This window comes from Cryptosporangium minutisporangium, assembly GCF_039536245.1.
Lineage (GTDB): Bacteria > Actinomycetota > Actinomycetes > Mycobacteriales > Cryptosporangiaceae > Cryptosporangium > Cryptosporangium minutisporangium.
In genome coordinates, this window is sequence record NZ_BAAAYN010000052.1 from 26,166 (window position 1) to 50,994 (window position 24,829).

21 protein-coding genes and 1 pseudogene are annotated in these 24,829 nt (G+C 73.5%); 15 read left to right on the forward strand and 7 right to left on the reverse strand.

What is annotated here, in order from left to right:
* Positions 1-56: 56 nt before the first annotated feature.
* The gene (locus ABEB28_RS35575; protein WP_345732676.1) at positions 57-905 is read left to right on the forward strand and encodes an aldo/keto reductase; all 849 of its coding nucleotides are present in this window, start codon (positions 57-59) and stop codon (positions 903-905) included.
* Positions 905-1,864 (forward strand): heme-dependent oxidative N-demethylase family protein, encoded by a 960-nt coding sequence (locus ABEB28_RS35580; protein WP_345732677.1) that lies wholly within the window; start codon positions 905-907, stop codon positions 1,862-1,864. The genes ABEB28_RS35575 and ABEB28_RS35580 overlap by 1 nt, the downstream gene beginning before the upstream one ends.
* Before the next feature lie 107 nt (positions 1,865-1,971).
* Here the strand turns inward: ABEB28_RS35580 and ABEB28_RS35585 are convergent, their stop codons facing one another.
* Both ABEB28_RS35585 and ABEB28_RS35590 read right to left on the reverse strand, forming a co-directional pair.
* Positions 1,972-3,030, reverse strand: coding sequence for a LacI family DNA-binding transcriptional regulator (locus tag ABEB28_RS35585; protein WP_345732678.1), 1,059 nt, complete (start codon positions 3,028-3,030; stop codon positions 1,972-1,974).
* Between the two features lie 16 nt (positions 3,031-3,046).
* On the reverse strand, positions 3,047-4,294 hold the full coding sequence (locus tag ABEB28_RS35590; protein WP_345732679.1) for an MFS transporter: 1,248 nt from the start codon (positions 4,292-4,294) through the stop codon (positions 3,047-3,049).
* 122 nt (positions 4,295-4,416) lie between these two features.
* On the opposite strand from ABEB28_RS35590, the gene ABEB28_RS35595 reads away from it, so the two are divergent.
* Both ABEB28_RS35595 and ABEB28_RS35600 read left to right on the forward strand, forming a co-directional pair.
* Positions 4,417-5,226 (forward strand): helix-turn-helix transcriptional regulator, encoded by an 810-nt coding sequence (locus tag ABEB28_RS35595; protein ID WP_345732680.1) that lies wholly within the window; start codon positions 4,417-4,419, stop codon positions 5,224-5,226.
* 11 nt (positions 5,227-5,237) lie between these two features.
* The gene (locus ABEB28_RS35600) at positions 5,238-5,978 is read left to right on the forward strand and encodes an SDR family oxidoreductase (protein WP_345732681.1); all 741 of its coding nucleotides are present in this window, start codon (positions 5,238-5,240) and stop codon (positions 5,976-5,978) included.
* Positions 5,979-5,987: 9 nt separating this feature from the next.
* Here ABEB28_RS35600 and ABEB28_RS35605 read toward each other — a convergent pair whose 3' ends face one another.
* Positions 5,988-6,467 carry a pyridoxamine 5'-phosphate oxidase family protein gene (locus ABEB28_RS35605; RefSeq protein ID WP_345732719.1) on the reverse strand — a complete coding sequence of 160 codons (480 nt, stop codon included), beginning with the start codon at positions 6,465-6,467 and terminating at the stop codon, positions 5,988-5,990.
* Positions 6,468-6,743: 276 nt separating this feature from the next.
* On the opposite strand from ABEB28_RS35605, the gene ABEB28_RS35610 reads away from it, so the two are divergent.
* The 5 genes and pseudogenes from ABEB28_RS35610 (at position 6,744) to ABEB28_RS35630 (ending at position 11,220) form a co-directional block, all read left to right on the forward strand.
* Complete coding sequence (locus tag ABEB28_RS35610; protein ID WP_345732682.1) at positions 6,744-8,291, forward strand: GntP family permease; 1,548 nt, start codon at positions 6,744-6,746, stop codon at positions 8,289-8,291.
* A complete protein-coding gene (locus tag ABEB28_RS35615; protein ID WP_345732720.1) occupies positions 8,292-9,230 on the forward strand; it encodes an MSMEG_6728 family protein in 939 nt (312 codons plus the stop codon).
* Positions 9,231-9,336: 106 nt separating this feature from the next.
* Positions 9,337-9,630 (forward strand): annotated as a pseudogene (locus tag ABEB28_RS35620) (LLM class flavin-dependent oxidoreductase); the annotation flags it as partial.
* A gap of 232 nt (positions 9,631-9,862) precedes the next feature.
* Positions 9,863-10,435: a VldE C-terminal domain-containing protein gene (locus ABEB28_RS35625; protein ID WP_345732683.1), complete on the forward strand. Its 573-nt coding sequence runs from the start codon at positions 9,863-9,865 to the stop codon at positions 10,433-10,435.
* Positions 10,436-10,605: 170 nt separating this feature from the next.
* Complete coding sequence (locus ABEB28_RS35630) at positions 10,606-11,220, forward strand: RlpA-like double-psi beta-barrel domain-containing protein (RefSeq protein ID WP_345732721.1); 615 nt, start codon at positions 10,606-10,608, stop codon at positions 11,218-11,220.
* A gap of 56 nt (positions 11,221-11,276) precedes the next feature.
* Here the strand turns inward: ABEB28_RS35630 and ABEB28_RS35635 are convergent, their stop codons facing one another.
* The gene (locus ABEB28_RS35635; protein ID WP_345732684.1) at positions 11,277-11,882 is read right to left on the reverse strand and encodes a hypothetical protein; all 606 of its coding nucleotides are present in this window, start codon (positions 11,880-11,882) and stop codon (positions 11,277-11,279) included.
* Positions 11,883-11,971: 89 nt separating this feature from the next.
* Between ABEB28_RS35635 and ABEB28_RS35640 the strand changes: the two genes are divergently transcribed.
* Entirely contained in the window at positions 11,972-12,925 is a 954-nt protein-coding gene (locus tag ABEB28_RS35640) for a nucleoside hydrolase (RefSeq protein ID WP_345732685.1), read from the forward strand.
* A gap of 108 nt (positions 12,926-13,033) precedes the next feature.
* On the opposite strand, the gene ABEB28_RS35645 is transcribed toward ABEB28_RS35640, so the two are convergent.
* The 3 genes from ABEB28_RS35645 to ABEB28_RS35655 form a co-directional block, all read right to left on the reverse strand.
* The gene (locus ABEB28_RS35645; protein WP_345732686.1) at positions 13,034-14,644 is read right to left on the reverse strand and encodes an FAD-dependent monooxygenase; all 1,611 of its coding nucleotides are present in this window, start codon (positions 14,642-14,644) and stop codon (positions 13,034-13,036) included.
* An 89-nt stretch (positions 14,645-14,733) separates the two neighbouring features.
* Positions 14,734-17,532: an ATP-binding protein gene (locus ABEB28_RS35650; RefSeq protein WP_345732687.1), complete on the reverse strand. Its 2,799-nt coding sequence runs from the start codon at positions 17,530-17,532 to the stop codon at positions 14,734-14,736.
* A 190-nt stretch (positions 17,533-17,722) separates the two neighbouring features.
* A complete protein-coding gene (locus ABEB28_RS35655) occupies positions 17,723-19,798 on the reverse strand; it encodes an anthranilate synthase family protein (protein ID WP_345732688.1) in 2,076 nt (691 codons plus the stop codon).
* A gap of 211 nt (positions 19,799-20,009) precedes the next feature.
* On the opposite strand from ABEB28_RS35655, the gene ABEB28_RS35660 reads away from it, so the two are divergent.
* The 5 genes from ABEB28_RS35660 to ABEB28_RS35680 are packed head-to-tail and all read left to right on the forward strand — an operon-like array spanning position 20,010 to position 24,827.
* Positions 20,010-20,798 carry a 2-amino-3,7-dideoxy-D-threo-hept-6-ulosonate synthase gene (locus ABEB28_RS35660; protein WP_345732689.1) on the forward strand — a complete coding sequence of 263 codons (789 nt, stop codon included), beginning with the start codon at positions 20,010-20,012 and terminating at the stop codon, positions 20,796-20,798.
* On the forward strand, positions 20,795-21,991 hold the full coding sequence (locus ABEB28_RS35665; RefSeq protein ID WP_345732690.1) for a 3-dehydroquinate synthase II family protein: 1,197 nt from the start codon (positions 20,795-20,797) through the stop codon (positions 21,989-21,991). The genes ABEB28_RS35660 and ABEB28_RS35665 overlap by 4 nt, the downstream gene beginning before the upstream one ends.
* Complete coding sequence (locus ABEB28_RS35670) at positions 21,988-22,767, forward strand: amidohydrolase family protein (protein WP_345732691.1); 780 nt, start codon at positions 21,988-21,990, stop codon at positions 22,765-22,767. The genes ABEB28_RS35665 and ABEB28_RS35670 overlap by 4 nt, the downstream gene beginning before the upstream one ends.
* Entirely contained in the window at positions 22,768-24,042 is a 1,275-nt protein-coding gene (locus tag ABEB28_RS35675; protein WP_345732692.1) for a phenylacetate--CoA ligase family protein, read from the forward strand.
* Positions 24,042-24,827, forward strand: a complete 786-nt coding sequence (locus ABEB28_RS35680) for a 2,3-dihydro-2,3-dihydroxybenzoate dehydrogenase (protein ID WP_345732693.1) — start codon at positions 24,042-24,044, stop codon at positions 24,825-24,827. Before ABEB28_RS35675 ends, ABEB28_RS35680 begins: the two co-directional genes overlap by 1 nt.
* Positions 24,828-24,829: the final 2 nt, after the last annotated feature.

Consider the following 24,829-nt stretch of genomic DNA (forward strand, 5'->3'; position numbering starts at 1 on the left):
GCGTCCGGCGTAGGTTCGATTCAGATCGCGCTGCGAGTCGAAGGAGTACCCGTCGTATGTCGGAGTCCAATGCTGTTACCGCCAGTGCCGCCGGCACGATCGACGTCGGCGGTGACCTGACCGTCAACCGTCTCGGCTTCGGTGCCATGCGCATCACCGGCCAGGGCATCTGGGGTGACCCGCCGGACCGCGAGGCCGCGAAGGCCGTGCTGCGCCGCGCCGTCGAGCTCGGCGTCAACTTCATCGACACGGCCGACTCGTACGGGCCGAACGTCAGCGAGGAGTTGATCGCCGAGGCGCTGTACCCGTACCCGGACGACCTGGTCATCGCCACGAAGGGCGGGCTGACCCGCACCGGCCCGGGCGTCTGGCCCCGCAACGGTCGTCCCGAGCACCTGGTCAAGGCGCTCGAGGGCAGCTTGAAGCGGCTCAAGCTGGAGCAGATCCCGCTGTACCAGTTCCACGCGCCGGACCCGGCGGTACCGATCGAGGAGTCGCTCGGGGCGCTGATCGAGGCGAAGCAGGCCGGCAAGGTCCGGCACATCGGTGTCTCGAACTTCGACGAGACGCAGATCGCGATCGCCCAGGGACTGACGCCGATCGTCTCCGTGCAGAACCGCTACAACGCGGACGATCGCACGTCCGAGTCGGTCGTCGACCTCTGCGAGCAGGAGCAGCTCGCGTTCCTGCCGTGGGCACCGATCAGCGCCGAGAGCGCGGCGGTGAAGGAGGCCGCGGTCAACCACGGCATCTCGCCGCGGCAGGTAGTGCTGGCGTGGCTGCTCGCGCGGTCGCCGCAGATGCTCCCGATCCCGGGCACCGGCTCGATCGGGCACCTGGAGGAGAACATCGCCGCGGCGAGCGTCAGGCTGAGCCCGGCCGAGGTCGCGGCGATCACCGGCTGATGCCGCTGTCCGCGTTCCCCTTCCCGTTCCGTGCCGACACGTTCCGGTACGGCACCAACGTCGAGCGGGCCCGCACTCCGGTGCGGACCGACGCCGGGGAGTGGGGCGCGCACGTCGTCGACGTCGACGACGACTACCGGGACGAGCTGGCGGAGCGGGCCCGGATCCTGGCCATGGATCCGGGCCGGCTGCGGGTACTGCCGCACGCGCGCCCGGCCTGCTGGGACGCGCTGGTCACGGTGCTGAGGGATCTGGCGTCGTCCTACCCGGACGTCATGTCGCTGGACGCTGTCGACGGCGAGTACCGGTGGCGCAACCGGCTGCTCGGCGTCGACCAGCGGTTCCGCGAAGGGGACGATTCCTCCGTCCCCGGTGGCCCGCTGGCGTTCCTCGGTAGTCAGATCCCGGACGACATCGTGCTGCTCGACCAGCGGGAGGGTGCGCTCTGGGCGGACGCCGCGTGCGTGACGTTCGCGGCCGGGTGGTCGGTGGGGTTCGACGTGGGGATGACGTTCAGTGAGATCCACGGTCCGGTGCCGCGCGTCCACGCCGACGGGGTGGTGTCCCGGGCGGAGCGTTTCCTGATGCGCCTGCAGCCCGGCGAGGAGTACCGGCGGACGAACTGGTCGGTGACGGTCGGCAGAATCCTCGACCAGTCGACCGAGGCACAGCCGTCCTGGGGACCGGCGCGAGCGGCGGCCGGGGCGCTGACCGGCGACGAACTGGCGCGGCAACTGCACCTGCGGGTCGAGGTGCAGCATCTGATCCGGCTGGGCTACTCGGGGGCGGTGCTGTTCCTGATCCGGACGTATCTGCTCTCCCTGGCCGAGCTGGCTACGGTGCCGGCCTGGCGACGGCGGTTCGGGCTGGTGCTCGCGGAGCTGCCCGAGGACATGGCGTCCTACAAGGGGTTGTCCCCGTTCCGCGACGCGGCCGCCCGCTGGCTCCTGGCCGCCTGAAGCACCGCGCCCCACCCCGGCGCCGCGCTGCCCCGCGCGCCGGGGCTGTTTCGCGAAAATCCGCCTCCCGGGGCGCGGCGAGCGGTGGTCTTCCGAAATCCGCCCCCTCAGGCGCCGGGAGCGGTGGTCTTCCCGAAAATCTGGCTGGGCGCGGGCGGGGGTGGGGCGGTGGTGCCGCGGACGACGAGGTGCGGGGGGATCACCTGCTCGCGCTGGAGGACGTCCTGCCCCTCGATGCGAGCTACCGCGCGGGCGATCGCCAACGTCGTCATGGTGGCCGTGTCCTGCGCGATCGTCGTCAGGTCGAGGTAGGTCAGGCGTGCCAGCCGGCTGTCGTCGTAACCGACCACGCTGACGTCGCCCGGCACGCTCAGCCCGGCGCGGCGGAGCGTGTCCAGGACACCGGTCGCCGCGAGGTCGTTGAAGACCGTGATCGCGGTGGGCCCCTCCGGCGGCGGCACGGTGTCGAGCAGCGTCGCGGCTGCGGCGGCGCCGTCCTCCCCGGTGGGGCCACCCGGCACTACCCGGATCTCCCGCTCGAGGCCGTGGCGGCGCATCGCGTCCCGGTACCCGCGACGGCGCTCCGCGGTGCCGGGGGTGCGCCCGCCGTCGACGTGGACGATCCGCCGGTGTCCGAGCCCGACCAGGTGATCGACGGCCTGGTGCAGTCCCTGGCAGTCGGCGTTCCGGACGACGTCCACCGCGCGGTGCCGGATCTCGCGTCCGAGTGCGACGACCGGCAACCGGGATGCGAGCGTGGCCAGCGCGGACGTCGGGGACTGCGGGCCGAGCACGAGGAGCGCCTCGCACCGGTCCTGCAGCAGGCCACCGATCGCGGTGCGCTCGTCGCGGCGGGGCGTGACGGCGCTGAGCGTCAGCTCGTAGCGCAGCGGCGCGGCCGCCTCGTACAAGCCGGTGACCAGGTCCCCGTGGAACGCGTGCTGAACGCCGAACACGACGCCGAGCAGCCGGCTCCGTCCGCTGCGGAGCAACCGGGCCCGGCTGTCCGGGTGGTAGCCGAGTCGGTCGGCGACGTCGAGGACGCGGCGCCGGGTGGCATCGCTGGCGCCCGGGGCGTCGCGCATGACGATCGACGCGAGCGCGGTCGAGACCCCGGCCTGCGCGGCGACGTCGGCGAGGGTCGGCCGGCGCGGTGGCGTCCGCATCCGCGTAGCGTACTGATCAGCGCGTCTCGCTCAACGCGGCAGCGGTCTCCGGGTGCGGCTGCGCCGGGTCCCGGCGGGCGTCGAGGCGGAAGCTGACGACCGCGAGGCCGAGGCCGAGCAGCGCGAGGCCGACACCGACCCAGACCGGGGACAGGTAGCCGAAGCCCGCCGCGATCACCAGGCCGCCGAGCGCCGCCCCGAGGCTGTTCGCGACGTTCGTCGCCGACTGGTTGATCGCCGCCCCCATCAGTTGAGCCTGGGGCGCCACCGCGATCAGCCGTGCCTGCAGCGCCGGGGCATTGAACAGGCACGCCGCACCGACCGCGAACGCCGCGCCGAACAACCCCACCGGGTGCCGCGCGACCGTTCCGAACACTGCGGCGGTCACCACCACGGCGCTCAGCCCGAGCAGGATGCTGCGGCGCAGGTTCCGGTCACCGACCGCGCCGCCGAGCAGGTTGCCGACCGTCATGCCGAGGCCGATCGTCCCGAGGACCCAGGGCACCGCGGACGAGGACAGCCCGGTGACGTGGGTCGTGATCGGCGCGATGTAGCTGTAGACCGCGAAGAACCCGGCGAAGCCGATCGCCGCGACGGCGGCGGCCATCCAGACCTGCGGGGTGCGGAACGCGTCGAGCTCCCGGCGCGGCGAACCACCGGGCGCGGCGGCGATCGGCGGCACGGTGGCCAGCACCGCGAGCAGCGTCAGGACGAACATGCCGGCGATCGCCAGGTACGCGACCCGCCAGCTCGTCGCCTGTCCCAGGCCGGTGATCGCCGGTACGCCGACGATGTTCGCCGCGGTCAGCCCGGAGAGCACCGCCGCGAAGCCCTTCGCCTGGCTCCCGGGGCCGATCAGCGCGGCGGCGACCATGCCGGCCGCGCCGAAGTAGGCGCCGTGCGGCAGGGCGGCGACGAACCGCGCCAGCAGGACGAGGGGGAACGTGGGCGCCAGCGCGGACGCCAGGGTGCCGGCCGCGAACAAAGCCAGCAGGCCGAGGACGAGGCGCTTGCGGGGGACTCGCGCGGTCAGCGCGGCGATCGTCGGTGCACCGACGACGACGCCGAGCGCGTAGACCGTGATCGTCCACCCGGCCTGCGCGACCGCGTCCGAGGCGGAGCGGTCGTACGCGTCCGCCAGCAGTCCGCGGGCCAGTTCCGGCAGCAGACCCATCGCGACGAACTCGGTCAAACCGATCGCGAAGCCGCCGAGCGCGAGCGACAGGACAGCCGCGCTCCGGCGCGCGCGGGTCACGGATTCCACTGGGCCCTCCCGAGACGGTGCCGATGCGCACCGGCGGACGGAGCCATCGATCGACGCAGGTCAGCGTAGCTCGGTCCTTCTAGAACGTTCTAGTGGACCTCCTCACAGCCACAATGGGAGGCGTGCTGCCGCAACTGCACTCCGCATTGGCCGACCCCGGCGCCGGACGCTGCTCGACCACCGTCAGCGTCGCCGCGCCGTGGCTGCGCCCCTACGTCGTGGGGTACGGCGGCTACCGCGCCGGCGCAGCGGACCGTCCCGGCCCGCTGCGCCGGCGGATGTTCCCCATGACGCTGACGACCGTCCTCCTCGACGTCGACCCGGCGGTGCGCCTGGTGACCGGAGCGCGCCACACCGGTGTGCTGCACGACGGGCCACCGTGGCGCGTGGGGGTCTCGGTCGGCCTGACGCCCGCGGGGGTGCGGACGCTGCTCGGTCCGGACGTGCGCGAGCTGGCCGGGGAGACCGTGCCGCTGGAGGCGGTCGCACCCCTCGCCGGCCTCGCCGATCGGCTCGCCGAGCTGCCGGACTGGTCGGCCCGCGTGGCGGCGCTGGACGCGGAGTTCACGGCCCGGCTGCGGGCCGTGCGCACTCCGCCGGACCGGATCGTCGACCGGGCCTGGCTCCGGCTGCAGCGCCCGGCCGGCCGCGCGCCGATCGGTGCGCTCGCCGCCGAACTCGGCGTCAGCCGCCGCTACCTGGAGTTGGAGTTCCGGCGCCGGATCGGGCTGTCGCCGAAGACCGTCGCGCGGGTGGCCCGGCTGCAGCGGGCACTGGCGGCACTGGCCGGCCCGGAGGCGACGCTCGGTGCGGCCACCGCGGTCGGGTACGCCGACCAGTCGCACCTGAGCCGGGAGACCAGGGCGCTGGTCGACGCGACGCCGGGAGAGCTGTTCGCATTCGTCCAAGACACCGTGCGGGCAGCGCCTTAGCGTTCGGCGGCATGACGCTCTCCGGATCGTGCTCACTCGAAGGACTGGTCGCGGTCGTCACCGGCGGCTCGCGCGGTATCGGCCGGGCCATCGTCGAGGAACTTGTCGGGCGCGGCGCGCGGGTCGTCTTCTCCTACCAGGAGAACAAGGCCGCGGCCGACGACCTGGTCGACGCGCTGGGCGACGCCGTCCACGCGGTCGCCGCCGATCAGGCCGACCTGGACACCCTCGACGCGCTGTTCACGCCGGTCACCGACGGGTTCGACATCCTGGTGAACAACGCCGCGATCAATCCGGGCGCGGCGATCGCCGACCTCACCCCGGCGGAGTTCGATCGGGTGCTCACCGTCAACACGAAGTGGCCGCTGTTCGCGATGCAGCGCGCGGCGACGCTGCTGCGCGACGGCGGCCGGATCGTGAACGTCTCGACGCTGAACACCGTGATCCCGGCGCCCGGGCACAGCCTCTACTGCGCCAGCAAGGGGGCGCTGGAGCAGTTCACCGCGGTCGCGGCCCGCGAGTTCGGACCGCGCGGCATCACGGTGAACACCGTGTCGCCCGGCGCCTGCGAGACCGACCTGTTCCGCGACACGAACCCGCCCGAGGCGGCAGCGCAGACCGCGGCGTTGACCGCCCTGGGGCGGATCGGCCAGCCGGTCGACGTCGCCCGGGTCGTCGCGTTCCTCGCCGGGCCGGACGCGGGGTGGGTCACCGGCCAGAACCTCCGCGCGACCGGCGGTCTGATCGTGTGACGGGCCCGCTCAGCCGCCGTTGAGGCCGGCGATCTTGCGGTGGTCCCAGGACGCGATCTTGCTGGGCGTCAGCTTCACCCAGCCGTGCCGGCCGTCGTGATACATGTTGCCCTCGCCCTCGAAGTACTTGGCGGCGAACAGTCGCTCGGCGGCTTCGAGCTCGGGGATCGACTCCGCGCCGGTGCGGGGCGCCTCACCGACCTGCTCCAGCGTTCCGCGCAGCTCGACGCCGAGCAGTTCGAAGAAGTCGTGCCCGGCGTCCACCACCACGGCCACCCGGGGATCCCGGAGGATGTCGGTCCAGCGCTGGCTCTTGACGATCGAGTAGAGCCAGAGCGACGTACCGTCCCAGACGTACCAGAGCGGCGACACGTGCGGTGCGCCCGAGGACGTCAGCGTGGCGACGCGGCACGTGCGGCTGTCGGCGAGGAACGCGTCCAGTTCCTCCTTCGTCATCGCGATCCGACGTCCCCGCTTCTGCGTGCTCAGCACGTCACTGTCGACCACAGCGCCTCCCTCGGTACCGGTCCGCGTACCGGTCTACCGGACGACACGGCCGCGCGTCACCGTACCCGGATATTCGGACCGGTCTAGTTCAGAAACAGTGCGCACCACAGCGCAACCGGACGGTGACGTACAGACGCCGCAGCGGGCGGTTGCAAGTCGAGAACGGTCAGACGGCTGAAGACCGTGCCAGGTGGGTAGAGACCCGGCGCGGGCCGCCGCTGCCCGCCCCGGCCGTGCCGGGACCGACCGGGAGACGCCATGCACGTAACCACGCTTCTTGCCGCGGACGCACCGAGCCCCGCCAGCTCCGATGCCCGACTGATCATCGCCGCGCTGATCGGCATCGCGGTGATCGTCATCCTGATCACCTGGCTGAAGATGCACCCGTTCATCGCGCTCACCGTCGGCGCGATCGGTCTCGGCCTGGGCGCCGGGCTCCCGGCGCTCGACACCGTCGAGAGCTTCAGCAGCGGGTTCGGCGCCACGATGGCGTCGGTGGGCCTGCTGATCGGCCTCGGCGCGATCTTCGGCAAGCTGCTCGCCGACTCCGGCGGCGCCGACCAGATCGTCGACACGATCGTCGGGCGCGCGCGGCCGGCGGCGCTGCCCTGGCTGATGGCGCTGGTCGGCGCGATCATCGGCCTGCCGATGTTCTTCGAGATCGGCGTCGTGCTGCTGATCCCGGTGATCATCCTGGTCGCCCGCCGGTCCGGGCTGTCGCTGATGCGGATCGCGGTCCCGACGCTGGCCGGCCTCTCGGTGATGCACGGCCTGGTACCACCGCACCCCGGGCCGCTGGTCGCCGTCGACGCGCTCGAGGCGAACCTCGGACTCACGCTGGCGCTGGGCATCCTGGTGGCGGTCCCGACCGTCATCATCTCCGGCCCGCTCTTCAGCCGGTGGGCCGCGCGCTGGGTGGACGTCCCGGTACCGGACCTGTTCACGACGGACCAGGACCGCCCGGGTGGAGCGCCCGCCGCGCGGGCCGAGTCGGGCGACGGCGCGGCGGAGCCCGGGCGGCGGGTCGCGGGGAGCGGGGGCTCCGGTGTGGAGGACGTCGCCGACGCCTCGTCGGGCTCCGACGACTACCGCGGCGCCGTGGCGACCGCCGCTCGACCGGGCATGGATGCCCGGCGTCGGCCGAGCTTCGCGGTGACGCTCGGCTGCATCCTGCTGCCGGTCGTGCTCATGCTCGCCAAGGCGATCGCGGACGTCGTCGCGCCGGACTCGGAGACCGCGCTGAAGGACGCGATCGACTTCGTGGGGACGCCGCTGATCGCGCTGACCATCGCGGTGCTCGTCGGCATCGTGGGCTTCGGTCGCGGCGGCGGCATGGACCGCGGAGCGATCGCCTCGTCGATCGGCGACTCGCTGCCGCCGATCGCCGGCATCCTGCTCATCGTCGGCGCCGGCGGCGGCCTCAAGCAGGTGCTGATCGACACCGGGCTCGCGCAGATCATCGCGGACACCGTCGAGGGCAGCGCGCTGCCGGTGCTGCTGCTGGCCTGGATCGTCGCGGTACTGATCCGGGTGGCTACCGGCTCGGCGACCGTCGCGACGGTCACCGCGTCCGGCATCCTGGCACCCGTGGCCGCCGATCTGTCCAGCGCGCACGTCTCGCTGATGGTGCTGGCGATCGGGGCCGGCTCGCTGTTCCTGTCCCACGTCAACGACGCCGGGTTCTGGCTGATCAAGGAGTACCTGGGTACCACCGTCGGCCAGACCCTCAAGACGTGGACCGTGATGGAGTGCCTCATCTCGGTCTGCGGCCTGATCGGTGTCCTGCTGCTGAGTCTGGTGATCTAACTGCAGACCTTCCTCCCCGTCGCCGACTTCGCCGAGTCGGCCGCGCTGCTCGACTCGCCACGGCTGGGCAAACAACGCGTCGAGACGCTGCAGGTGCTGCGCGCACTGGAGCTGCCGGACTACGGCTGGGCCTCGCACCCGGTGACGACGATGTGGCGCGGCCGCACCGCCGGGCTGGTGGTCTACGGGCTGGCGATGGTGCGCGGCTGGCGGGAGCGCGGGTTCGCCGACAGCACGGCGCCGCTGATCGCCGAGTTCGCCCCGGACGCCGCGAGGCTCACCCAGGCCGAGGCCGCCGCGGCCGGGCTGCTGCCGAGCTGGGTCGGCGACGAGGAGGTGCACCGCTCCCACCGGTCGAACCTGCGCGCGAAGGACCCGGCGTACTACGGCCCGTTGTTCCCGGACACCCCGGACGACCTGCCGTACGTCTGGCCGCCGGCGGACGACGTGCCCCCGGCTCCGGCCCCGGACGGTGTGCCGGTGTGGATCGTGCGCCCGCCGGGGCCGTTGGAGCTCGGCACGGCGTTGAGCCAGGGCGTCGTCGGGCTGGGCCTCGAGGCAGGCGTCCCGGTCGACGCCACCGGGCTGGGCCCCGTCGAGCTGCGAGGACTCGCCCGCGAACTGTCCGGACGACGCCCGGCCAAGGCGCTGCGGCAGCTGTCGGCGTTCCTGGACGAGATGCAGCCCGGTGACCTGATCGGCGTCCCGCTGGAGCAGGGCGCCGGACTGCTGCTTGGGGAGGTCGTCGGCGACTACCTGTTCGCGCCGGGGGAGCCGTTGCCGCATCGGCGTCCGGCCCGGTTCACGCACGTCGTGGCGCGGGCCGCCGCCCGGCCCCCGGCGTCGTTGCAGGACCCCCGCGCCCTCTTCCGCGTGGCCTTGGATCCTGTGCACGGCCCGCCCAGGGGGCGAGCCCGACAGGCGAGCGCGAGGCCTTGAGACCACAGCAAAGGTCGCGGCGGCCTCGCGCTCGACTGCCAGCCTCGTCCTGGGCGGGCTCCACCGCCGTCTCAGGAACACGAACCAGGTGCAACGAGGAGCGGGCATGACCGACGTGGAGTTCGGGCTGGACATCTTCGGCGACCGGAGCGTCGACCTGGACGGGAACCCCGTTCCCTACGCCCAGGTCATCCGGAACGTCGTCGAGGAGGGCGTGCTCGCCGAGCGGGTCGGCGTCGACAGCTTCGGCGTCGGCGAGCACCACCGCGACGACTTCGCGATCTCGGCACCGGAGATCGTGCTCGCCGCGATCGCCGCGGGGACCGAGCGGATCCGGCTGCGCACCGCGGTGACGGTGCTCAGCTCGGACGACCCGGTCCGCGTCTACGAGCGGTTCGCGTGGCGACCGCGATCGAGCTCTACGGAACCCAGGTGATCCCGCGAGTGCGGGAGATCCTCGCCGAGGCGCCGCAGCCCACCCCGGTCGGCTAGACCGCCCGCGGTTTCACGCGGGTTGACGTCGAATCGGGGTCCAACGGCGCCGTTGGACCCCGATATGACGTCAAACCCCGGGTGCCGTCAACAACCCGGGGGTCGGTGCGCGCACCGGTAGTCGATTTTATGGTGCTTTGATGCGTAGTGCGTGTGTGCGGGTCGGGCTCGGCCTGGTGCTGGTAGCAAGCGGCGCGACCGCGGGGCACGCGTCGACGCGGGTACCCGGCGCGCCGCGGCCGTACCTCGACGGACCGGCCGGATGTGTCCTCCCGGACCCGGTGCGCACCAGCGGCTGCGTCACCGCGCCGACGGACTGGCTGGTGCTGCAGGTGCGCAACCGGTTCGGCGACCTTCCGGGAGCATGCTGGGACGCGCACGTCTGGAATCCCCGGAGCGACCACCCGCGCGGGCGGGCCTGCGACTACACGATCGGGCGGATCGGTGCGTTCCCGGACCGGGCCCAGGTGGCGGAGGGCTGGCGACTGGCCCGGTGGCTGCGCACCCACGCCCGCGCGCTGCACGTCCACTACGTGATCTTCCAGGGCCGGATCTGGTCCTGGGAGCGCGACGCCGCCGGCTGGCGTCGCTACACCGGCGGCGGTGTCTACGACCCGGCCGACGTCACCGGTGGCCACTACGACCACGTTCACGTGTCCACGGTCGATCGCCCACCCGCCGAAATCTTCCCCGCGGCCGCGACCGGCCCCTAGGCGCGGAAGTCCCCTGAACCATCGAACCTTAAGACCTTCCGGCATTCCGAACCGGTTGAAGCCAGCCGTCCGTACCTCGCTATCGAAGGTCTCAGCGAAGTACGGCCGAAGGGTGTCTCGTGCGGAATCGGAAGTCGAGTTGGCGGCGGACGGCGGCGATCGGTGCGGGCATGGCGCTCGTGTTCGGCGGGGCGACCGCGGTGAGCATCGGAGTGAGCTCGGCCGGCGAGAGCGCCGCGGTGCAGAGCGCGGCGCCGCGGGAGGACTGCGGTGGTCTGGACACCGCGCTGCGCAACAACCTGAACTTCATCGCCGACCAGCAGCGCAACCCCGACGCCCAGTCGACGGCCCGGATCGCGAACCGGCAGGCCGTCGTCGACCTGATCCAGCAGCGTCGCGCGGTCGCCGGCTGCACGGCCGTCGTCGTCGCCGATGCGGCGCCGGGGCAGCCCGCCGCGCCGGCTCCGACGACGGCTGCCCCCGCGCCCGCCACGTCGGCCCCGCCTGCGAACGGCAACGGCGACGCCGCCGAGGGGGACGTCGTCTGCGCGGGCAGCACCGTGACGCTCTCCGGCGAGGAGGGCGGTACGCCGGCCGCGTCGAGCAACCAGTTCCCGGCCGGGACCCGGCTGCGGGTCACGAACCTCGACAACAACAAGTCGATCACGGTGGAGGTCACCGGCCCGTCCGGCAGTTGCGTGCTGCTCAACAACGCGGCGTTCGAGCAGGTCCGCGAGCCGGGTAAGTTCCTGATCCGCCGCGCGGTGATCGAGCGGGTGGGCTGAGCCGCCGGCGTGGACCACCGCCCCGGCGCGGAGGACCGCCCCCGCGCCGGGCGCGGTCACGGCAGGTCGATCGTCGTCGTGATGCGCACCAGCGACGGAGCCTTCGGGGTCGAGCCGAAGCCGAACTGCACCGGCGGGTCGATCTCGGCCGGAGCGCCGAGGTCGCGCCCGTCGAACCGCGCCGTCGCGCCGACGATCGGCCGCAGGTCTCGGGCGCCGTACCACTCGTAGCGGCCGTTGCCCGCGCTGCCGTGAGTCCGGACGCCCGGCAGCACCACCCGGGCGGGCAGGTCGACCAGACGGACCCAGGCCGGCGACCCGGCCAGCCACCGTGGCACCGCCCGCAGCAGCAGACCCAGCGGACCGCGCGGGCCGGTGGTGAACGCGTAGTCCAGCGGCCCCGCCGTCACGCTCCACCGCGCACCGCTCCGCCGGACGTCCACCGGCACCACCCGCACCTCGTCGAACCGGTACGTCGCCGCCACGAATTCGCCCAGCTGGGACGAGGTCGCCAGCAGCGTGCGGCGGCCGGCGGAGTCCTCGATCATCACGTCGCTGACCGGCCCGAACGGCGAGACCGGCCAGTGCCCGAGGACCAGCCGGGTGCCTTCGGTGGTCCCCACGCCCGCGATCCACCCGTCGAAGCGCACGCGATCCCCCATGGCGGTAGCCTCGCGCCCCGCGGCGTCGCCCGCATCTCGGGATGCCTACGATCCGTTCCGCACGCACCCGTTCCGCCACAGGGAGAGCCATGGGCCGCCCGGTCTACCTGGACTGTGACACCGGTATCGACGACTCGCTCGCGATCGCCTACCTGATGGCCCACCCGGACGTCGACCTGGTCGGCGTCGGCACGGTCTTCGGCAACATCGACGCCCACCGGGCGGCGCGGAACACGCTGGACCTGCTCGCGCTCGGGGGCCACGGCCACGTGCCGGTGGCGATCGGGGCGGAGAAGCCGCTGGCCGGCGCCTGGCTCGGCGGTCCGGCGCACATCCACGGTGGGAACGGTGTCGGGAACGTCGAGTTACCGCGTGGCGACCGCGAGCCGCTGTCCGACGAGTCGGCCGCCGACCTCCTGGTCCGGCTGGCTCACGAGCACGAGGGTGACCTCCGCGTCCTCGCGGTCGGCCCGCTGACCAACCTCGCGCGGGCCCTCGACGTCGAGACCGCGCTGCCCTACCTCGTGGAGAGCGTCGTCGTCATGGGCGGCGCGGCGCGGGTACCCGGCAACGTCACGCCGGTGGCCGAGGCCAACATCTTCAACGACCCCGAAGCCGCCGACCGGGTGCTCTCCGCCGAGTGGCCGCTGACGCTCGTGCCGCTGGACGTGACGATGGAGCACATGATCGAGGAGGCCGACCGGGAATCGCTGCTCGCCGCCGACGTCCCGATCCCGCGTGCGCTCGGCCAGATGCTCGACGTCTACTACGAGTTCTACGTCGGGACGTTCGGTCGCCGGTGCGCGCCGCTGCACGATCCGCTCGCCGCCGCGATCACCGCCGGCGGGGCCACCCCCTTGGTGGCCCCGACGGTGCAGGTCGTCGTCGACTCGACCGACGGTCCCGGCCGTGGCCAGACGATCTGCGACCTGCGCGGCGAGCGGGTGGGCTACCCGGACCAACCCACCGCGCACTGCCGCCTGGTGCTCTCGCTCGACGCCCCGTTCGGCCCCCACCTCGTCGAGCGGCTCACCAGCTCCTGACGCCCGGCACGACCGATGGCAGTGCACCCCTCCGACACTGCCTCCGGCCGCGGTCGCGGGAACGTCACCACGAGGGTGCCGTGGCCGCCGCGGATACGCATGACGTGATCACGGGATTCCGTGCCCGCTGACCCGGTCGAGCACGGCGTTCCAGTCGGTGGGTGCGGCGTCGGCGCGCCACGCGATGTGCTGGTCCGGGCGGACCAGCACCAGGCTCCGGTCCCAGCTGGTGCGCACCGACCGATCGCCGACGACGAGATGGGCCATCGGGATGCCCCGCCGCTCCGCGGCCAGCACCAGCGGCTTTCCGGCCTCGTTCTCGGTCAGGTCGACCAGCGTGAACTGCGGGCCGAGCCGGTCGAACAGCGGCGTTCCGTCGTCCAGTCGGACCGCCGGTGCCCGGCCGCCGGTCCAGGTCGTCGGCAGTGCCCTGATTCCCGGCCCGAGCGGCGCGACGACGTCCTGGTCCTGCCAGATCACCGCGGACGTCGCGTACCGGCTGGCCAGGGCCGTGCTGAGCGCCCCGTCGGTCGGAGTCACCTCCTGCCGCAGCACGCCGGCGAGGTACTCGCGGGACGCGCCGGCCGCGGCCAGCCGCCCGAACCGCCGTCGGGTCTCCAGCTGCCGTGCCACCAGCTCCCGGTCCATCAGCGCCCGCGGACGACGTTCGGCCTCGTAACTGTCGAGCAGGCCGGGTCCGCCCCACCCGTTGACCACCGCGGCCAGCTTCCAGCCGAGGTCGACGGCGTCCTCGATGCTGGTCGCGGCGTTGTCGCCGGCCGGGTAGAACCGATGCGCCGACTCGCCGACCAGGAACGCCGGACCGCGGCGGTACCGCCGGGCCACCGCGAGCGAGTCGTCCCACTGCCGTACGTCGAGAACCTCCGCCGACTCCAGGCGCCCACCCAGCTCGGCCCGCAGCAGCGCGATCGGGTCGGCGGTGAGGTCCCCGGACGCCAGCCGCAGGTGCCCGACCCACAGATCGCCGTCGTCCCGGTACTCCAGCGTCAGGCCGCCGACGATCAGCGTGGCGGGGTGGCGACCGTCGAACCGGCGGCTCAGCTCCGGGCTGCGGAAGTACACCGAGCAGTGCTGGACCGGAGCGCTCAGCTCCTCCATCGGCACCTGCAGGCACTGGCGGACCGTGCTCTGGGCACCGTCACAGCCGGCGAGGTACCGCGCTTCGATCGTGGTGCGCCGCCGGCCCGGTGCCGCGCCGTGCGCGAGCGCGACGGCCACGACGCGGTCGAACTCGAGCCGGGCGCCGCTGAACGTCCAGCCGAGCCGCAGGTCGATCAGCGGGTGCTGCTCGACGGCGGTACGCAGCTGGGCGGCGAGCCGCACGCCGGACACCCGCTGCGGCAGCTCCACCGGCGCACTGCCGTCCCGCACGTCCGCATAACGCCCACGCAGCTCGTTGAGCGACGGCACGGTCGACACCAGCACCGGCGGCTCGTCGAGCGCTTGGCTCCACCCCACCTCGTCCGGGACGTCGGGTCCGACGCCCTGCGCGCGGATCGCCGCGGAGAGCCGTAGCCGCCGCAGCAGTTCCATGCTGCGGCCGTCCAGATAGTCCACGTCGGTGGTTTGCGGCGGCGTCTCCGCGCGATCCAGCACGATGCTCGATACCCCGTGGTGCGCCAGCTCCAGTGCCAGGATCGAGCCGACCGCTCCCGCTCCTACGACCAGCACTGGTGCTCCCGGTGCGGATGTGGCCATCGGACCTCCCCGTCGATGCCCCCGTCGATGCCCACGCGGCGGCTCCGCCACGTGTGGTCATGCTGGGGCGGCACCGACGATCGACGCCATCACGTCTTTCCGTGATTCCGGCGACCGCTGGGCGGCCCCGCACCGGGATCGTCGCGGGTGCGGGCCACGAGGACCGCGGCGGCGGCGCGGTTCTGGATGCCCCATTTGGAGAAGATCTTGCGGAGGTGGCTGTCCACGGTGTGCGGCGACACGTGCAGGATCTGGGCGATCCGGTGGTTGGTCAGCCCGTCGGCGACCAGCAGCGCGACCCGCAGCTCGGCGGGGGTCAGCAGGTCCAGCGGCGACGCGGGCTCGTGGCCCGGCCCGGTGGAGGCGCCGAGAACCTGCTCCAGACGACGTCGGGCCCGGTGGGCGCCGCCCGCCCCGGTGAGCGCGTGGGCCTCCTGCCGCCACTCCCGGGCCTGTCGCGGAGCGCCGCTCAGCGCGGCGGCGTCCTCCAGCGCGGCGGCGAGCGCGAGCGGACGCGGTGACTTGCGGTAGTGCCCGATCGCGACGCGCAGCGCGCCGAGGTCCCGGCGGAGCAGCCCGTCGGTGTGGGCGGCAGCGGCGGCCAGCGCGTGCAGGCCGGCGTTCCGCTTGGCCAGGCTGTCGGTGGTTCGGACGACGATCTTGGCGCGCGCGTCGTCGCGTGCGTCGAGGGCGATCCGCAGCAGCGTCGCGGCGTTGCCCGGATTCTGTCCGATCAGGACCGGGCGGGAGGGCAGCGCGTCGTAGAGACCGGCCGCGAGGCGTAGCGCCGGGCCGGCTCCCTCGGTGGCGGCCAGGAACAGGGCCTCGGGCCAGACGACGTCCTCGGGTGCGGCGGTGATCCCGGTGTCGATCAGCGTGTGCATCCGGCCGAGGTGCTCCTCGGCGGCGGGGAGCTCGTCCCGCTCGACGGCCAGCCGGGTCAGCGTCCCGAGCAGCGGAACGGCCAGCTGGTGCGAGCCCAGCTGGGCGGCGACGGTGAGCCCGGCGTCGGCTTCGGCGGACGCGTCGTCGAGCAGGCCACGGGCGGCCAGCAGCGCCGCGCCGTAGTAGTGCCAGAGCGGCGCCGACCAGCCGGTTCCCAACTGCGCGGACTCCTGCCGACCGCGGTCGAGGGCTCGGGCGGCGTCGGCGAACCGGTCGAGGTCGGTGTAGGCGCTGGCCAGCCAGATCCGCGGATGCCGCAGCAGCGCCGCGCCACCGACCCGGTCAGCGGTCTCGGTCGCCTCCAGCGCGTGCCGGAGTGCCCCGTTCAGGTCACCGGTGGCCTGCGCGACGAGGCTGCGTGCGGTGCGCCCGAACACCGACGCCGCGTGCTCGCCGCAGGTCCGGCCGATCATGTCCGCCAGCTCCCCGGACCGGTCGGCGGCGTCCAGATCACCGCTGTAGACCAGCGCGTGGGCGCGGATCGCATAGAGCTGCGCGGCCAGCGCGTCGGACCCGGTGAGCTGTGCCAGACCTTGCTCGGCGTAGTCGACCGCGGTCTCGTTCTTGCCGGCGTGCTTGAACGCCTCGGCGAGGCCGAGCAGCAGCAGCGACTCGGTCTCCCGGTCCAGCCCGGCGCGGAGCGCCGTGCGGCCCAGCGCGTGTGCCTCGGTCAGCCGCCCGGCTGCGGCCAGCAGGCGAACGGCCTGCGCGACCAGCGCGCTGCGCCCCTGCCCGTGGTCGCCGAGCACCTCCAACGCGCGGACGGTCAGGTCGGCGGCGGTGCTCGGTGCGACGTCGGCGACGTCCTCGGCCGCCGCCCGCAGCATCTCGACGGCCTCTCGGCTGCCGTCCGCGCCACCGTGCAGCAGGTGCTGGGCGACCTCCATCGGCGGCCGCCCGTCGGCGCGGGCGATCGCGGCGGCCTCCCGGTGCAGCACCACGGTGATCGGCTCGCCGATCGTGCTGTACACGGCCTGCCGCACGCGCTCGTGGACGAACGTCAGCGCGCGTCCCTCGTCGACGAGGATCGCCGCGGCGGTGGCCTGCTCGACCAGCGGGACCAGGTCGGCGGCGCGCTGCCCGAGCAGCCGGGCCACCTCGTCGATCCCGAACGGGCGGTCGAACACCGACCCGGCCTGCACCAGCCGGCGGGTGCGGTCGGGCAGCTGGTCGAGGACCTGCCGGATCATCGCGACGAAGCTCGACGGCAGCGCCGTACCGACGACCGATGCGATCCCGTCGCTCACCACGAGCTGGTCGGTCACCCGTAACGACGTCATCAGCTGGGTCACCGGCAGCGGGATCCCGCCCAGCCCGTGGGCGAGCGCGAGCACGGTGCCGTCGACCTCGGCCTCGAGCACCTGGGCGCAGAGCTCGCCCACCGCCGCGTCGGAGAGCCGCCCGAGCGTCAGTTCCTCGGCGCCTTCCCGGACCAGCCAGTGCAGCACGTGCTGACCCGGCGTGTCCGCCGGCTCCGGACGCCGGGCGAACAGCCACCGGACCGGTGAAGACGCCAGCGCGGGTACCAGTTGCCGGATCGCCAGCGCGCTGAACTCGTCGATCCAGTGTGCGTCGTCGATCGCGACGACCAGCGGCGCCACCGCGGCCCTCGTCTCCAAGACTGCGCCCAGCCGCTCCAGGATGCCGTAGTGTGGGTCGGCGTCGTCCGACAGCCAGTCGAAGGCGTCGGTCGCGGGCTCGCTGCGCCGCAGCGCGGTGGCGAGCGTGATCAGCGGGACCGCGCGGTCCAGCTCGAACGCCCGCCGGGACGCCACCGCCATCGATCGCTCGGCCGCCATCTGCACCGCGGCGCGCAGCAGGTGCGACTTACCGATCCCGGCCGGACCACTCAGTACGAGACACCCGCCGGTGCCGCCCGCCGTGTCGACGAGCGCATGCCGCAGGGCCTCGAGTTCCCGTTCGCGACCGACCGGCGGGGTCACGCGGCCGGATGGGCGTTGTCCGCCGCGGTACGTCGCGGAGCGGCGGTTCCGGTCGTCAGTACGGTTCTCGAATGGACGGTTCTTCTCGTGAGAGGGGGGCACACTGAGATCACCGAGGGGGTCGTCGTCCGGGTTCGCGGACGAATTGTCGTGGACGGCGTGGAGCGAGCTGAACAGCCGTTCGGGCAGCTCACGCGCGCCATCTGGCGTCGGTGGGGTCGCCGACAGATGAGACGTTACCGGCCGGATGTCCGGCCGTTGACCCCCGTTTGCGGGCATCTGCTCCCCGGATCGGCGGATTCTCCGCCGGGCTGGTCTCGGCGATCACCGCCCGCACCAGTTCCTCGACGACGGCCGGACCGTGCTCGGTCAGGATCGACTCGACGTGGAACTGCACCGATCGGACGCCGTACGTCGCGAGCGCCTGGACCACGCCGCTCGTCGGGTCCCGGAGCAGCCGGACCGCGCGGCCGGTGCGCGGGCAGCGCCACCGGTCGGTACCGCTGACCGCCGCGAACGTGTGGTAGAACGCGACCCGCTCCGGCCGTCCGTGCCAGTCGATCCACCGCTGCACCCCCTGTGCGGGCCGCGGTAGCCGGTGGATCGGGAGGCCGAGCGCACCGGCCAGCACCTGGTGGCCCAGGCACACCGCCAGCACCGGTCGCCGCGCGGTCAGCAACGTCCGGGTGAGCGCGTGCAGGCGGGCGATCCGCGGCACCGCGGTGTCCCGCGGATCGCCCGGGCCCGGTCCGATCAGCACCGGATCGTGCGGCCCGAGACCGGCGAGCAGCACGTGGTCCGGCGCGGTCAACGGACGGATCCGCACGTCGGCGCCGAGTGCGCCGGCGACCGCCGCGAGCATCGCGGTGAAGTCGTCGCCGGCGTCGACGAGGAGCAGGCGCCGATCGGTCAGACCCGGTCCGGCGGTGCCGGCGCCGAGCCCTCGCCAGAAGCCGGAGAGGCCGGTGTTGCGCTGGGCGAGCGCGGCACGGATGCGGTGGCCGGGCACGGCCGCGTGCGCTGTTCCGGCGACGGGCGCTGCCCCGGCGGCGGTGCCCGCCGACCGGATCGTGCGGGTCCTCAGGGGCGGAGCCTTCGGCGCGTGACCGAACGCGGCGAGCAGCGCGGCCGCTTTCGCGCGGGTCTCGGCGGCTTCGGCCACCGGGTCGGAGTGGCGCACGAGCGTCGCGCCGACGCCGATGGTGACTGCACCGTCGGCACGGACGTCCGCGGTCCGGATCAGCAGCGCGGAATCCAGCACACGGCGCCCGGCCCGTCGTCCGAACAGCGCGAGCGCCCCGCCGTAGTACCCGCGGCCGGTGAGCTCGTGGTCCGCGATCGCTTCGCAGGCGGCCGCCAGCGGACTGCCGGTCACGGTCGGCGCGGGCAGCGTCCGGCGGAGTACCTCCCGGACGTCGCGGGAGGTCCGCCCCTCGATCGCGTACTCGGTGTGCGTGACCCGGGACATCCGCCGCAGCCACGGGCCGCGCACCCGCGGCGGCCGGTCGCAGATCCGGGACATCGTCTTGAGTTCCTCGTCGACGACCATGAACAGTTCTTCGGTCTCTTTCCGGTCCGCGAGAAAGGCCGCCAGCTCCCGGTCCCGCGGCCCGGCGGCGGAATGCCGATACGTTCCGCTGATCGGGCTCATCGTCGCTATTCCGTCCTCGCACCGCACTTGCGCCTCGGGTGATGCGCCGATCAGCGTCCGGCCGTTCCCGTGCACGAGAAACGTCCAGTACGCGCCGTGCTCGGTCCGGAGTAGCCGACGGAAAACCGCGAGTGCGCTGCGGTGCGACCAGCCGGGAATTCGAGCGCGGAACACGCGACGCAGCACACAATTCGACCCCACGCCGCCACCGATGTACTCGGCGACCACCCGCCGGACGGCGTCCGCGTACTCGGCGTCCGATCGGTCGAAGCGCCCGTGCTCCGGCGCGGCACTCGACGCGTCCACCGCGTCCAGCGCGTCCACCGGGAGCGTGGTGGACGCGCGGATCGAGAGCGCGATCAGCGGCTCACCGTCGTCCACCGCCCGGAGCTCGCGCTCCGCGACCTGCCGGAACGGCACCACCGCCAGCAGGTCCGGCACCAGTTCGCCGGTGGCCCCGCCCAACTCGGGCAGCGGCAGATCCGCGAGGCTCGCCACGGCGGTGGCCTCGCCGGTGAACAACTCCAGGCGGTCGTTGCCCGCGCGGTGGAGCAGGGCGAAGGCGGGTGCGTCGTCGCGGAGCAGGCGCTCCAGATCGGGAGAGTCGGTCGTCATGGTGCGGAGCCTCTTTCGGCGAAAGGGAAACGATCCGGTCGCCGACGGTGCCGGTCCGTGATCGGCGGTCGCAACTACTCGGTCGGGTAGTACGCCGCTTCCGCTACCCGGAGAGGTAGTGGGGCCGGAGCGCGCACCGGATTAGCGTCCCGATCGAGAAGAGGTCGTGATTTCCGATTCCGAGAAATATCCCGAACCGAGGAGAAACACCGTGCCGGTGAACGATTCCTTCGCCCGCCGCATCCGATTGCAACATCTCTATCGCCGCGACTCCACCGGCCTGGTGATCGTTCCGCTCGACCACCCGGTGAGCGTCGGCCCGGCGGCCCACAGCGGACGCCTGGACCGGCTGATCGGGGAGATCGCCGACAACGGCGCGGACGCCGTCGTGCTGCACAAGGGATCGGTGCGTCAGGTCCGGCCGCGCTGGTTCCGCTCGATGTCGCTCGTCGTCCACCTGAGCGCCAGCACCGGGCTGGCCGGCGACCCGGACGCCAAGTACCTGGTGTGCGGCGTGGAGGAGGCGCTGCGCCTCGGTGCGCACGGGGTGAGCGTCCACGTGAACGTCGGATCGGCCACCGAGGCGCGGCAGATCGCCGATCTCGCGGCGGTCGCCGACGCCTGCGAGCGGTGGGGCGTGCCGCTGCTGGCGATGGTCTACGCCCGTGGACCGGCGGTCGTCGACGGCCGGGCCCCGGACGTCGTCGCGCACGCGGTGACGGTCGCCGCGGAGCTCGGTGCCGACCTGGTGAAGACCGCTCTGCCGGACTCGGCGGCCGAGGTGGCGGCGATCGTCGGGACCTGTCCGGTGCCGGTGGTGGCGGCCGGGGGAGGATCGGCGGACCCGGAGGACACCTTCCGTCACCTGCTCACCGCGGTGCACGGGGGAGCGGGCGGCGTGGCGGCCGGGCGCCTGGTGTTCACCGCGGACGATCCGGGCGCGCGGGTCCGTCGGCTGGCCGCGCTGGTGAGCGACCGGACCGCGGCGGTGGCCCGATGACCGCGCTGGTTCCGCCCGGCGCCGCAGATGCTCCGTCCACCGCCGTGGCCGCGGGGGGAGGTGCGCGCACCGCCGGTGCGGCCGACCGGCGGACGCAGTGCTGGCTGGATCTGCGGACCGTCGGCGATGCCGCCGGCGCCGTCCGCGACGAGGCCCTGCACGCCGGGTTCGACGCGATCCTCGCCGCCGACCCGGCCGACCTCCGCGAGCTGCCGCCGACGGTCACCCGGGTGCTCCTCCCCGAGGGGGCGGACCTGCCGTCCGACCTCGGCGCCGCCGACCTCGTCGTCGTCGTCCCGGCCGCCCACGGCGCCCGGGACCGGCTCGCCGCCGCGCACCCCGGCACGTCGTTCGGCAGCTACGTCGAGGTCACCGACGCCGACACCCTCGCAGCCGCGTGCGCCAGCGCACGCCGCGACCCCTGCACGGTGCTCCGCTTCCGCGACCCGACGAACATCCCGCTGGAGATCGTGCTCGCCGCGGCCGCCGACGCCGACCGCCTCGTGGTCACCGTCGTCGGCGACGCGGAGGAAGCGGCGATCCACGCCGACGTGCTGGAGCACGGCCCCGGAGCGGTGCTGCTCGCCCCCTCCCGGCCGGGCGAGGCGACCCGGCTCGTGGAGGCGGTCCGGCGTCGCTCACCCGACCTGACGCTCTCCACGTTCACGGTCACCGGCATCACCCACATCGGAGCCGGTGAGCGGGCCTGCGTCGACACCTGCACCTACCTCCGCCAGGACGAAGGCATTCTGGTCGGCTCCCGGGCCCGGGCACTCGTGCTCTGCGTCAGCGAAACGCACCCGCTGCCGTACATGCCCACCCGCCCGTTCCGGGTCAACGCCGGGGCGGTGATGTCCTACACGCTGGCCGACGTCGAACGCACCCGGTACCTGAGTGAGCTCCGGGCCGGCGACACGGTGCTGGCGGTCGGCGCGGACGGCCGCACCCGGCGCGTACCGGTCGGACGGGTGAAGATCGAGACCCGGCCACTGCTCTCGATCGACGCGGTGGCCGACTGCGGTGAGCCGGTCAACCTGATCGTCCAGGACGACTGGCACGTGCGCATCCTGGGCCCGGGGGCGCGCGTCCTCAACTCCACGGCGCTCCGCCCGGGCGACCAGCTCCTCGGCTACCTGCCCGAACGGGCGCGGCACGTCGGGTACGCGATCGACGAGCTGTGCCACGAGTTATGAGCGCCGTCGACTTCCACGCCCGGCTGCCGCCCGCCGCCGGGGCCCGTGACGACCTGCTGCGGGTCATGGACGACCTCGGAATCGGCCGGGCTGCGGTGTCCGCCGGTGGGCTGGTGGACCTGGATCGGCTCTCCGAGCTCGTCGGGGCCGGCGCCGGTCGATCCGCCCACCGCGGCGGACGGTCAGCGGTTCGGCCCGTCGCGGACAACGACTTCGTGCTCCGCAACACGCACCGCAGCGGCGGGCGCCTGCTGCCGTTCTTCTTCGCCGATCCGGCGACCGACGTGGCCGCCTACGCCGCCGAGGCGCCGAGCTACCGCGGCCTGGAGATCTCCCCGGCAGTGCACGGGGTGCGGCTCGACGATCCGGGTGTTCGTGCGCTGGTGGCCACTGCGGAAGCGGCTCGCCACCCGGTGTACGTGGTCTGTCTGGGCCGGCCCGGTACCCGCGCCGCCGACCTGGTGACGCTCGCCCGGGCGTTCCCGGCCGTGGACTTCGTCTTCGGACACTGTGGCTTCACCGGGCTGGACGTACGCGGCCTCGCCACGATCGCGCCGCAGCCGAACATCGTGGCCGAGACGTCCGGCTGCTTCACCGCGGTGGCCCGGCTGGCGCTGCACCGGCTCGGCCCGGACCGAGTGCTGTTCGGCACCGAGTACCCGCTGCAGCACCCCCGGGTGGAGCTGGCCAAGCTCGCCGCCCTCGACCTCGCCCCGGCCGTTCTCCGCAAAGTCACGTCGGAGAACGCGCTCCGCCTGCTCGGAGAGGAGACCTGAATGACCACCACGCTGCCGGAGATCGGGGACTGGTCCTCGTTCGCCGACCTCGCCCGGCTCCAGGACGCCCGGCTCGACGCCGTGCTCGCGGCCGCCGCCCGATCGCCGTTCTACCAGCGCCGGGGTGTCCCGTACGAGCTGGCCCTGGCACCGCTCACCACCACGACCGATTTACGGGACGCCTACCCGTTCGGCCTGCTCGCGGTCGACCGCGCCCAGTTGGCCACCTACCACGAGTCCAGCGGCAGCAGCGGCGAGCCGACGGCGTCGTACTACACCGCGGCGGACTGGGACGACCTCGCCGGACGCTTCGCCCGCAAGTGGACCGGGATCCATTCGCAGGACACCTTCCTGGTGCGGACGCCGTACGCGCTGATGATCACCGGGCACCTCGCGCACGCCGCGGCCCGTCGTGCCGGTGCGACCGTCGTACCGGCGGACAACCGGTCGCTCGCGATGCCCTACGCGCGGCTGATCCGCGTGCTGCACGATCTCGACGTCACGGTGACCTGGTCGCTGCCGACCGAGACGCTGCTCTGGGTCGCCGCCGCGCGGCTGGCCGGGTACGAGCCGGGTCGCGACTTTCCGGCCCTCCGGGCGTTGTTCGTGGCCGGGGAGCCGCTGAGCGCGGCCCGGCGGGCACGCATCGCGGCACTGTGGGGCGTCCCGGTCGTCGAGGAGTACGGCGCCACCGAGGTCGGCAGCCTGGCCGGCGTCTGCCCGCACGGGCGCCTGCACCTGTGGGCGGACCGGGCGATCGTCGAGGTGCACGACCCGGCCACCGGACAGATCAAACCGGACGGACGGGGCCGCCTCGTCGTCACGCCGCTCCACCGCGAGGCGATGCCGCTGCTGCGTTACGAGCTGGCGGACGAGGTCGAGGTCTCCTACCGGCCCTGTGCCTGCGGCTGGTGGCTGCCGGACGTACGGGTGCTGGGCCGGGCCGGCTCGGGCTATCGAGGGCTCACCCAGCTTGGCCTGGAGGAGATCGTCTTCTCGCTCCCCGCCGAGCTCGGCGTCCTGTTCTGGCGGGCCCGCTTCGACGGGACACGGCTCACCGTCCAGATCGAGGTCGCCGACCGGTACCGGGCCGCGGCGACGGAAGCGCTGGCGGTCGCGATCGGCGCCGCCTTCGACCTGGAGGTGACCGTGACCGCGGTGCCGCCGGGTGGCCTGGTGCCGGTCGAGCTGCTGACCGCCGCGCCGGACGTGCTGAAGCCGCGAATGCTGTTCGGCCCGGGTGAGTCCTGGGGCGCGGCCCACCGGTACTACTGATGACGCCGTCAGGGCTGGTCGGTCGGGGCGCGCTGGTCACCGGCGCGGGCCAGGGGATCGGCGCCGCGGTGGGCCGAGCGCTGGCGGCCGAGGGCGCCCGCGTCGTCCTGGCCGACCGGAACCACGCGGCGGCCGGCCGGCTCGCCGAGGAGCTGCGCGACTGCGGACACGACGCGACCGCGGTGCCGCTGGACGTCCGGGACACCGCGGCGACCGAGCACGCGGTCGCGACCGCCGAGTCGGCGGTCGGGACGCTGGACGTGCTCGTCAACGTCGCGGGCGTGCTGACCACCGGACCCGCGCTCGACACCGGCGACGGGGAGTGGGCGGAGGTGTTCGACGTGAACGCCGGCGGTGTGTTCCGGTGCTCCCGCGCGGTCGCCCGGCGGATGGTGCCGCGACGGCGCGGCGTGATCGTCACGGTGGGGTCGAACGCCGCCGGTGTCCCGCGGAGCCGGATGGCGGCGTACGCGGCGTCCAAGGCCGCGGCCGCGCAGTTCACCCGGTGCCTGGGCCTGGAGCTGGCCGAGTTCGGAGTCCGCTGCAACGTCGTCGCCCCCGGCTCCACCGACACCCCGATGCTGCGCGGGATGTGGAACGGCCCGGACGACCGGGACGCCACCCTGCGCGGTGACCCCGACCGCTACCGGGTCGGCATTCCGCTCGGGCGCCTCGCCCAGCCGGACGACGTCGCGGACGCCGTCGTGTTCCTCGCGTCCGACCGGGCGCGCCACATCACCCTGCACGACCTGTACGTCGACGGCGGCGCTGCGCTGCGGGCGTGAGA

What these genes read in the sequence shown, in the direction of transcription:
- ABEB28_RS35575 (WP_345732676.1), top strand. Translation starts at nt 57, where the DNA reads ATGTCGGAGTCCAATGCTGTTACCGCCAGTGCCGCCGGCACGATCGAC.
- ABEB28_RS35580 (WP_345732677.1), top strand. Translation starts at nt 905, where the DNA reads ATGCCGCTGTCCGCGTTCCCCTTCCCGTTCCGTGCCGACACGTTCCGG.
- ABEB28_RS35585 (WP_345732678.1), bottom strand. Translation starts at nt 3,030, where the DNA reads ATGCGGACGCCACCGCGCCGGCCGACCCTCGCCGACGTCGCCGCGCAG.
- ABEB28_RS35600 (WP_345732681.1), top strand. Translation starts at nt 5,238, where the DNA reads ATGACGCTCTCCGGATCGTGCTCACTCGAAGGACTGGTCGCGGTCGTC.
- ABEB28_RS35610 (WP_345732682.1), top strand. Translation starts at nt 6,744, where the DNA reads ATGCACGTAACCACGCTTCTTGCCGCGGACGCACCGAGCCCCGCCAGC.
- ABEB28_RS35625 (WP_345732683.1), top strand. Translation starts at nt 9,863, where the DNA reads ATGCGTAGTGCGTGTGTGCGGGTCGGGCTCGGCCTGGTGCTGGTAGCA.
- ABEB28_RS35630 (WP_345732721.1), top strand. Translation starts at nt 10,606, where the DNA reads ATGGCGCTCGTGTTCGGCGGGGCGACCGCGGTGAGCATCGGAGTGAGC.
- ABEB28_RS35635 (WP_345732684.1), bottom strand. Translation starts at nt 11,882, where the DNA reads ATGGGGGATCGCGTGCGCTTCGACGGGTGGATCGCGGGCGTGGGGACC.
- ABEB28_RS35640 (WP_345732685.1), top strand. Translation starts at nt 11,972, where the DNA reads ATGGGCCGCCCGGTCTACCTGGACTGTGACACCGGTATCGACGACTCG.
- ABEB28_RS35645 (WP_345732686.1), bottom strand. Translation starts at nt 14,644, where the DNA reads ATGGCCACATCCGCACCGGGAGCACCAGTGCTGGTCGTAGGAGCGGGA.
- ABEB28_RS35655 (WP_345732688.1), bottom strand. Translation starts at nt 19,798, where the DNA reads ATGACGACCGACTCTCCCGATCTGGAGCGCCTGCTCCGCGACGACGCA.
- ABEB28_RS35665 (WP_345732690.1), top strand. Translation starts at nt 20,795, where the DNA reads ATGACCGCGCTGGTTCCGCCCGGCGCCGCAGATGCTCCGTCCACCGCC.
- ABEB28_RS35670 (WP_345732691.1), top strand. Translation starts at nt 21,988, where the DNA reads ATGAGCGCCGTCGACTTCCACGCCCGGCTGCCGCCCGCCGCCGGGGCC.
- ABEB28_RS35675 (WP_345732692.1), top strand. Translation starts at nt 22,768, where the DNA reads ATGACCACCACGCTGCCGGAGATCGGGGACTGGTCCTCGTTCGCCGAC.
- ABEB28_RS35680 (WP_345732693.1), top strand. Translation starts at nt 24,042, where the DNA reads ATGACGCCGTCAGGGCTGGTCGGTCGGGGCGCGCTGGTCACCGGCGCG.